Genomic DNA, 10,766 nt, shown 5'->3' on the forward strand with positions numbered 1-10,766 from the left:
TCGGTCTCACTTCGCGGCGCTTTGTATTCAGCTGTCTGCACGGTAAGGTCCGGCTGTGGAAGCGCGCGTTTGTCGACTTTTCCGTTCGCCGTAATCGGCAGCTCGCTGAGCTGCACCCAATATGCGGGCACCATGTAATCAGGAAGCGTCTTCGCTAATTGGTCCGCGAGGCGTCCTGTATCAAGCGGTTCGGCTGATGTCACATAGCCGCAGAGCGCTTTGTTGCCATGCGCGTCCTCGATGTCAGTGACGGCTGCTTCTTGTACTCCTGGAAGCTTCGCAAGCTGCACTTCGATTTCAGAAAGCTCGATCCGGAAGCCGCGGATTTTCACCTGCTGGTCGATCCGGCCGATATATTCGATCCGGCCGTCCGGAAGCCACTTAACGGCATCGCCCGTCCGGTACATCCGCTCGCCCGGTACAAACGGGTCTGCCGTAAAGCGCTTCGCCGTTTCTTCCGGCTTGTTGAGATAGCCGCGCGCTAAGCCGCGGCCGGCGATGCACAATTCACCCGTGACACCCGCAGGCTGTACCTCATTGTGCTCTCCGAGCACATAAACGCGGGTGTTGGCGATCGGTCTGCCGATCGAAAGCATTCCTTCGTCAGGGTCAATCGCCGTGCTTGTCGCCACGACCGTGTTTTCCGTCGGGCCGTAGTTGTTGACGAGCGTATAGCCGCGCTTTTCGACCCGCTTCAGCTTGTCGCCGCCCGTCAGAAGCACGCGCAGCGATTTGTTGTCAAGCTCCATAAACTGCTCGCACAGCTGAGTCGGGAGGAACGTGATCGTGATGCCGTGTTCTTCAAAATACTGATTCAGGCGGACGATATCCATCCTGATCGCTTCATCGATCATGTGCAGCTCGCTTCCGGCGATCCAGTACGGGAACATCTCCCACACGGATGCATCAAAGCCGAAGCCGGCGTATTTCGCGCTCTTGTCGCGCTCAGTGACAACGAATTCGTGATTGTGCCAATAGCACAAGTTCACAAGTGAATGGTGCTCGACCATGACGCCTTTCGGCTGACCCGTCGTACCTGATGTGTAGATTAGGTAGGCCAGGTTGTCCGGTTTTGCCTCTGACTGCGGATTCACCTCGTCTTCTGAAGCCACTTCCCCGGTTAACACGGCATCAAGCAGAATCATTTCCCCGCAGAAGCCGTGAGGCACGGCTGTACCCGTTTGCGTCAGCAGGAGCTCCGCTCCGCTGTCTTCCAGGATGTATTTGATCCTTTGTTCAGGATAGGCGGGATCGATCGGCACATAAGCCGCTCCTGCTTTCAAAATCGAAAGCACCCCGGCCGCCATTTCGAGGGAAGGCTTGACCATGATGCCGATCCGCTGTTCCGGCCGCGCTCCCTTTTCGGTAAGCAGGCGGGCCAGACGGTTCGCGCGGGCGTTGAGCTCCCGGTACGTCCAGCGGCGGCCGTTGAATACCGCCGCCCCGTGATCAGGCGTGCGGCTGACCTGTGCTTCGAACAGCTCGTGGATCGTTTTGTCTGACGGAACGTCAAGCGCCGTGTCGTTCCACGCTTCGACGATCCGGCGTTTTTCCGTTTCGTCGATCAGGGAGAGTTCTGAAAGGCGGATATTCGGATTGTCAGCAACCGCTTCGAACAGATTGAGCAAATACCCGCTCCAGCGCCTGATCGTTTCTTTCTTAAACAAATCTGTCGCATATTCGAATTGCAGACCGATTTCGCCGTCTTTCTCAAACGCTCCCAGCGTCAAATCGAACTTGGCAGCGGCGTGCGATATGTCATACGGCTTAATCGTTACACCGTCCAAATCGAATGTTTCCTTATCAGGATCTTCCACCGTCAGCATGACATTGAAAAGCGGGTTCCGGCTCATATCGCGGGGCAGATCAAGCTTGGCAATCAGATCTTCAAACGGATAGTCCTGATGATCAAGCGCAGCCAGGCTTCTGTTTTTAACGTCTTCCAAAAACTCGCGGAATGTCGCGTCCTGCGGCACATGGTTTTTAAGAGCCAGCGAGTTGACGAACATGCCCGGCATGTCTTTCAATTCTGAATGTGTTCTGCCGGCAGTCGCAGACCCTACGACAATATCTTTCTGGCCGGTGAGACGGTTTAAAAAGATATTGAAAACGGCCAGCATGACGATATTCAGCGTCGTTTTCGTCTCCGTCGCAAGCCTCCGGATGTTGAGCGCTGCAGGCTTCGATGTTTTAAAGTGAACCTGATCCCCGCTAAAGCTTTGCACCGGAGAGCGCGGGAAGTCCAGCGGCAGGCCGAGTTCCGGCACGGCTTCTGAAAACTCGTTCAGCCAGAATTGTTCCTGCTTCCGAATGGTTTCCCGCTGCACGGGCCCGGTTTGCCATACGGCATAATCTTTGTAATGCAGCTTACGCTCAGGCAGAGATTCGCCTCTGTAGAGCCTTGCAATTTCTTTCACAAAAAGGCTTCTCGAAACGCCGTCGGCAATAATGTGGTGCGTATCGATCAACAGCAGGTGGCGTTGTCTCCCGACTGACAGCAGCTCGGCGCGGATGAGCGGAGCGCTGCTTATATCAAACGGCCTGATAAAGCGGCTGATTTCTTTTTCGGCTTCGCCTTCTTGAACAGGCGTGACCTTCAGCTCGATGTCCGCTTTGTCATGGACTTTTTGAACAGGGCTGCCGTCGATTTCGTCAAACGATGTACGCAGCGACTCATGGCGATCCACCAATGCCTGAAGCGCCCGTTTTAAGCGCTCGATATCAAGGTCGCCTTCCATCAAGAACACTGACGGCATATTGTAGCCGGTGCCGTTTTTTTCGAGATGATGAAGGACGTACATCCGTTTTTGTGCGGATGATACCGGATACCAGTCGCTTTTTTCAGCAGGCTGTATCGCGCTCTGTACGGATTGATCTTCAGACGACTCGATATAGCGGGCAAGACGGCGCACTGTCGGATATTCGAAAAGCGCTTTAAGCGGCACCTTTTTGTGCAGCTTGGCTTGAATATCTGCAGTCAGCATCATCCCTTTCAAAGAATGTCCGCCCAAATCGAAGAAGTTGTCTTCGGCACCGATCGGCCTGATGCCGAGAACGTCTTCCCACATAAGGCACAGCTCTTTCTCGAGATCTGTTGACGGCGGCTCATAAGAGTCGCTTTCGCCGTTTGGCGCCTGCGGCTCAGGCAGGGCATTGCGGTCAACTTTGCCGTTGGCCGTCAGCGGAATCGCATCGACGGTGACAAAGTATGACGGCACCATGTACGCAGGCAGTCTTTCGGAAAGATGCTCCCTCAGCTCGGAAGATGCGATTGTTTGTTTCGACTGAATATAGGCGCACAGCTCCTCCAATCCCGAATCCGGCGCAAAAGCGAGGACAACCGCTCTTTCCACATCCCTGCACTCTTTCAGGGCGTCTTCGATTTCCTTCAATTCAATCCTGTATCCGCGGATTTTCACCTGATCATCGGTACGTCCTAAAAATTCGATCTCCCCATTCGGAAGACGGCGGACGAGATCGCCCGTTTGATANNAGGGTTTTCTATGAACCTCTCGGCTGTCAGCTCCCGTTTGTTCAAATAACCGCGCGCAAGCCCTTTTCCGGTTATAAAAAGCTCACCCGGCGCTCCGGCGGGGACAAGGCGGCGGGATTTATCCAATACCAATGCTCCCGCACCCGGAATCGGCCGCCCGATCGCCGGACGTTTGACAAATTCGCTAAGCCCGTCTGCATCGATCGGTTTGGCGATCGTGCCGATCGTCGTCTCCGTCGGCCCGTAATGGTTGATAAAACGGGCTTTCGGATAATGGAAATGGTACCGCTCCACATCGGCCGGATTGATCTTTTCTCCCCCGAGCACGATCAGTCTCAGCGGCTCAAGCGCCTTAGATAAAGCAAAGCTTTGCGTCTGCACGATCGTATGGAACAGCGACGGCGTCAGCTTGATATATGTGATCGCTTTTTCATTGATATAGCGGCATAGCCGGTCCGGTTCCGTGTATGTTTCTTTCGGGATGATATGAAGCTCCCCTCCGGCAAGAAGGACCGGAAACAAGCCCGTATACCCGAGATCGAACGCGAAGGATGACAGGAGCACCGACTTATCCGATTCAGCAAGCTCCGCTTCGCTTACAAACCAGGAAACATAGTTCACGAGATTGCAATGTTCAAGCTGAACGCCTTTTGGAGCGCCCGTCGTTCCCGATGTGTAAATGATATAGGCGAGACTGTCCCCGTCATTGACTGAATCAGGACGCTCCTTCTTCACACCCGGATCAATGTCTTTCGCAATATCTATGAATATCCCTTTATATATATCAGAAAGGGATGCTTGATAGGCTGATTCCGTAACCAGCAAGCTGGCTCCGCTGTCTTCAAGCATATACCGGATCCTGGAAGGCGGCATTTCCGGATCGATCGGCAAAAATGCGCCTCCGGCTTTCATGACGCCAAGGATGGAGACGATGACATCAGCGGAACGGTCGAGCATAATGCCGATGACATCTTCTTTGCCGGCGCCTTTTCCGCGAAGAACGTATGCAAGCTGATTGGCTTTTTCATCAAGCTCCCGGTATGTGAGCTTTGTGTCTCCGCACACGACGGCTGTCCGCTCAGGCGTTTTTTCAACCTGCCGTTCAAACAGTTCATGAAACGGTGCGTCTTCCCCCCGGTCTGCCCTGCTGTGTACTGCTTCAGCAAGCAGCGCCTTCCGTTCGTTTTCAGAAAGCAGATCGATATCTGCAAGCTTGACGCCGGGGTTTTCACAGATCGTTTTGACCACGTTCAGGAAGTGTCCGCTCCAGCGCCTGATCGTTTCCTCCTTAAATAGAGCGGTCGCATAATCAAAGCTCAAACCGATTTCCCCGTCGTGTTCGACGGCTTCAAGAGACAGGTCGAACTTTGCGGTGCGATGGCGCACGGAATAGGAAGAAATCTGCAAGCCTCCCAAACTCAAAGCAGCCATGTCCATGTTTTGCATGTTGAAAAATACGCTGAACAGCGGGTTCCGGCTCGTGTCTCTCTCCAGAGGCAGCTTTTCGATCAGCTCTTCAAGCGGGTAGCTTTGCTCGGCAAACGCTTGAAGGCTCGTTTCTTTGACCTCCTGCAAAAACTCTTTGAACGTTTTTTGCCCTTCAGGACGATTGCGGAGGGCGAGTGTGTTGACAAACATGCCCGGGATGTCATTCAGATCGGGATGGGTTCTCCCGGCAACAGGCGATCCGACAATGATATCATCCTGTGCCGCATACTTTGCCAAAAAGATATTGAACGCAGCAAGCAGAAACATATAAAGCGTTGTATCAGACTCGGAAAGGAGCCTCTGAATCTCGCTTGCAAGCTTTTTATCAATTCCAAAGACAACCCGCTCTCCTTCAAAGCTGCGTTTTGCAGGACGCGGATAGTCGTACGGCAGATCCAGCACAGGGAGCTCGCCTTTGAATACGTCAAGCCAATATTGCCCCTGTTTTTTAAGCTTGCCCGTTCGTTCCTGTTCGTTTTGCCAGACGGCGAAATCTTTGTAATGCAGCTTTTGGGCAAGCAAATCGCCGCCATGGTAAAGCTGCGCAAGATCGCGGATGAAAATGCCTGTCGAGCTTCCGTCCGTAATAATATGGTGCATATCGATCAACAGCAGATGGCGCTTTTCCTCCAATTGAACGAGCTCCGCCCGGACGAGCGGCGCCTGATCCAGTTGAAACGGGCGGATAAACCCGTCGATTTTCGACTCGGCCTCCGCTTCTTCCGCTTGTGAAACCGTTAGCGTAAACGGCACGTCCTCATGAACGTGCTGGACGATGTCCCCGTCTATGACGGCAAACGAAGTCCGGAGTGTTTCATGACGGCTGATTAAAGCCCGAAACGCAGATTCGAGACGGTTATGGTCCAAGTCGCCCTCCAGCAGCAGCACCGCCGGCACATTGTAGCTTGTGCTCGCTTCTTCGAGCTGATTGAGAATGTACATCCTCCTTTGCGCGGAGGATACCGGATAATAAGAGCTTGACGGGGCTGGTTCGATCGGATGGACGACTTCCTCTTTTGATTCCCCTTGAAGAAATTCGGCAAGCCCTCTGATCGTCGGCGTTTCAAACAATATCTTGATAGGAACCTCTTTTTGCAATTGCTCTTGAATCTTGGCCGTAAGCATCATCGCTTTCAGCGAATGCCCGCCGACTGAGAAGAAATTGTCATCGATGCCAGGTCGCTTGATGCCGAGAATCTCTTCCCAGATCGCGGCTAGAATTTCTTCCGTTTCATTTTCAGGAGGTTGGTATAGGGCATCCGCTTCCTTTGCAGCCGGCTCAGGAAGCCTGCGTTTATCGACCTTTCCGTTTGCCGTAAGCGGCATCGCCTCAAGCCGGGTGAAATGAGACGGGATCATATACTCAGGAAGCGGCTTGGACAGCTCTGAGCGCACGTCAGCAGCTGACCGACCGCCCGTATAATACGCGCAGATTTCGTTCTCGCCCGCATCGTTTTCCCGGATGATGGCCGCTGCTTCACGAATGCCGTCAAGCTGCGCCAACCTTGCTTCGATTTCGCCTAATTCGATCCGGAAGCCGCGCACCTTCACCTGGTGATCAATCCGTCCGAGAAATTCGATGTTTCCGTCGGGAAGCCGTCTTGCCAAATCGCCTGTCCGGTAAATCCGCCCTCCTTCTCTAAATGGATCGCTGACGAATTTTTCGGCGGTCAGCTCAGGCCGATTCAAATAGCCGCGCGCCACGCCGTCTCCGCCGACACACAGCTCGCCGGGCACGCCGATCGGGAGAAGCTGTTGTTCGTCATCAAGAATATAGGCCGTTGAATTTGCAATCGGCTTTCCGATCGGTATCGCGTGCTCATATTCCCGGTCGATGCAAAAACATGTCGAAAATGTCGTGTTTTCCGTCGGGCCGTAGCCGTTCCAAAGGGAGAGTGCGGGACATGCGCGCCTGACCTTGTTGACGATGCCCGGTACGAGCGCATCTCCGCCGATGATGATATCTTTTGCGGTATTGAACATGTTCGGATCTTGATGTGCGAGCTGATTGAAGAGCGGTGATGTCAGCCACATCGTCGTGATGCCGTTCTCTTCCAAAAACGCTTTGAACGCTCTCGCATCAAGAAGCGTTTCTTTCGGAACGGGAAAGAGGGTCGCTCCGTTCAATAATGCGCCAAACACCTCGAACGTACTGGCGTCAAAGCTGACCGCTCCCGTCTGCGCCATGTTCACTTCGGCATGAAGCGGAATATATCCGGCGTTTTTGACGAGGCGGACGATATTGCGGTGCTCGACCATGACGCCTTTCGGCTTCCCTGTCGAACCAGATGTATATATGCAGTACGCGAGATCATCGGGCTTCGCGATCGTTTCAAGATTGGCGGAATCTTCACGTTCAAGCGAGTTATCATCAGCCGCAATCGTTTTATACCCGTCGAAAGAGCGCTTTGTTCCCTGCTTGATGACGACGATGTTTGCACCGCTGTCTTCCAGCAAAAAGCGGATTCGATCTTCGGGGTAGTCCGGATCAATCGGCACGTATGCGCCGCCTGCTTTCAGCACCGCCAGCATGCCGACGGCCGATTCAAGCGACCGCTCCATCATGACCGCTGCCCTTCCCCCATGTGTCAGGCCGTTTTCCTGCAAGCGCCGCGCAAGCTGATTGGCTTTTTCATTGAGCCTGCGGTACGTGATGCTCGATCCGTTGTAAACGACAGCCGCTTTTTCAGGCGTCTGTTCCGCCTGTTCCTCAAACAGTTCCGGAATTGACTTGTCCCGCGGATAGTCCGTTTTTGTATCATTGAAGGCAAGCAGCGCTTTTTGTTCCTCATCTGATAAAATCCCGGCCCGCCTTGCCGGTGATTCCGGATCGGACACGGCGATCCTGGCGAGCCTTGTCAGGTGCTCCGCCGCCTTCTCAATGAAGGAGGCGTCATAAACCGCACTGTTGTATTTCAGCTTGAGCGTCCATTCTGTTCCCGGGTATACGATCAGGTTAAAATCGTAGTTCGTTTGTTCAAAGGCCGCTCCCGCTTTGATGGAAAAGCCTAGACGCTCCTTCATCGCCCCGTTTTCCAACTCTTTATCCAATGGGTAGTTTTCAAACGCAACCAGATGGCTGATGAGACGGCCCTCTAAAGCGGAGCTCTTTTGAATCTCATACAGCGGGAGATAATCGTATTGCTCCGCTTCGATGGCATGCTGCTGCGCCTGCTTGAAAAGTTCGGCAAATGTAGCGTTTTTCCCGATTTTTAAGCGGACCGGGATCGTATTGATAAATAAGCCCGCCATATGTTCGATGCCGTTGACCTCGGACGGGCGTCCGGACACAACCGTGCCGAACACCACGTCATCTGCGGCATTGTATTTGGCAAGAACCGCTCCCCACATCGCCTGAAACAGATTAGGCGCCGTCACGTTATAGCGGTTGGCCGCCCTTTGGACGGCATCGACCAAATCCCGCTCCCATACCAATGTGAACTCTTCATTCTGATAGACCCCTTCGGCCTCTCCCGCTTTTCGGCCCGGGATGACACTCGGGCTTTCCACATCGCCGAGGCGCTTTTCCCAATAGGCCCCGGCTTCTTCCTTGTCTTGCCGGCCGAGCCATTTGATATAGTCGGCATAAGGCCTGCCTTGATCAAGCGGAGCCGGACGGTTTGAACGAACCGCTTCATAGTTTTCAAAAAGCCGCTTCATCAATATGCCCATGCTCCAGCCGTCCATCACGATGTGATGATTGCTCCAGATGAGCTGATATTGCTGATCGGCAAGCCGGAAAACCGCCACTTTAAAGAGCATATCTTTCGCAAGGTTAAATCCGGCTTTCTGAACGTCCTGTTTATATTGTCCGATGCGCATGTTTTGCCGCGCTTCATCCCATCCGGCGATATCTTCAAAATGAACCTTCGTTCCGCGCTCGGCCAGGACGACTTGACGCGGCTTTTGCAATTGCTGATAAACGAAAACCGTTCTGAGAATATCGTAAGAACGCACGAGCAGATTCACGCTTTTTTCAAAGATCTCTAAATCAAAATCCCCGTCTATGAAAAGCTCCAGCTGTGTGAAGTAAGAGGAAGATTCCGGATCAAGCATTGCGTGATACAGCATCCCTTCCTGCATCGGTGTCAAAGGATATACCTTTTGAATCTTTTGTTTCCCCATAAGCCACCTCGTATGTTTTGTTAGAAAATTTCCATCAATTTATCAAGTTCTTCAAGTGTCAAATCGTCGTCTCCAAGATCACTCGGGGTCAACTCGTCTCCATCTTGAGTCAGACAATGATCGATCAATTGCAGCAAATAAGCTTTAAAGCTGCCGGCGACAGTTGAGATTGTGCTTTCTTTAAATTCCAATGAATGATAAGCGATCGACATCGTCAGCACGCCGTCCTCGATAAAACCGACGATGTCAAGAGCGTTCGGCTTCTCAGTATCGGGGCTCAGAGGATCGCCGGACGGCAGTTTCGACCGGATGAACCGACCCGATTCAGACATTTCCGTGAACTGGCCTAAATAGTTGAAGCTGATCTCCGGTTTGACCCGCCCGCTTTTTTGGCCTTCTTCTGTTAAATAGCGATAGATGCCATAGCCGATTCCTTTATGCGGGATGTGGCGCAGATCTTCTTTGATCTGTTTGATTTGATAGCCCATATCATCGGAATGGCGCATCTGAATCAGTGCAGGGAACTGGCTCGTAAACCAGCCGACGGTTCTTGACATATTCAAGCCGTCAATGATGTCCTCACGCCCGTGTCCCTCCAGCGTGACAATGAAATCGCTTTGTCCTGTCCATTCTTTTACGGCAAAGCCCAACGCCGTGAGCAAAATATCATTCATTTCCGTGTTGTACGCTTCGTGGACTTTTGTCATGAGCTGTTCCGTTTCTTCTTTCGTCAACGAGAATTCAACCGTTTTCGTATGGCGCATCCGCTTATCGTCTGCTTCGGCATCTTTAGGGAGCGGCGCGGCCGCCGTCTTCTCGATTTCCTCCCAATAGCCGATCTCCTTGGCAAACGTCTTGGAACCGGCATACTCACTCAATCGTGCCGCGTATTCTGCAAAGGAATGTGATTTTTCCGGAAGGACGATCGGCTCGCCTTTTTCAGCTTGAAGCAATCCTGCCGCAAAGTCCTCCAGCAAAATCCGCCATGACACACCGTCCACGACAAGATGGTGAATGACGATCAGCAAATGGTCGCCTTGGCCGGTTTTGAAGATTGCCGCTTTCAGCAGATGTCCCTGCGACAAATCGATGCTGCTTTGAATTCGATTGGCTTCTTCCAAAAGGGAAGCCTCCAATTCAGCGCCTGATTGGTGCAGGTGAATGACCTCAGGCTGAACCTCTGCAGCTTCAAGCCCTCTGTTGTATTGAACAACGTTCTCTCCATCACGCTTATAAATGATGCGCAATGCATCATGATGCGCCATCAGCCCGCTTAAAACCTGTCCGGTAATCTCAGGGTCGAAGCCTGACGGCGCGTGAAGCATAACCGACTGATTCCAGTGGTGCTCATTTGTAAACGCACGTTCGAAGAACCAGCGCTGGATCGGCGTAAGCATCACTTCGCCTTCGACAGGCCCCTGATCGATTGCTTTATCATCAGCCGTCTCTACATAAAAACTGATCTGTTCGATTGTCGGGTGCTGGAATAAATCCTTCATCTCAAGCTTCAAGCCGTGCTGCTGAAGGCGGCTCGCCATTTGAATCCCTTTGATCGAATCCCCGCCGAGCGTGAAGAAATTGTCGCTGATCCCGATTCGTTCGACGCCGAGAACCTCCTGCCAAACATCCGCCAACAGCTGTTCGGTCTCACTTCGCGGCG

General features: G+C 52.8%; 3 protein-coding genes. All 3 read right to left on the reverse strand.

Annotated features, from left to right (window positions below; translation table 11 throughout):
• Positions 1-3,419 (reverse strand): amino acid adenylation domain-containing protein (locus tag V7126_RS24155; RefSeq protein WP_438823817.1); only part of this gene is annotated, 3,419 nt, incomplete at its 3' end.
• A 17-nt stretch (positions 3,420-3,436) separates the two neighbouring features.
• A complete protein-coding gene (locus V7126_RS24160) occupies positions 3,437-9,106 on the reverse strand; it encodes an amino acid adenylation domain-containing protein (RefSeq protein ID WP_438823818.1) in 5,670 nt (1,889 codons plus the stop codon).
• Positions 9,107-9,126: 20 nt separating this feature from the next.
• On the reverse strand, positions 9,127-10,766 hold a 1,640-nt coding region (locus V7126_RS22160; RefSeq protein WP_335499234.1), incomplete at its 5' end, for a condensation domain-containing protein.

Source organism: Bacillus sp. JJ675 (assembly GCF_036963165.1).
Lineage (GTDB): Bacteria > Bacillota > Bacilli > Bacillales > Bacillaceae > Bacillus > Bacillus glycinifermentans.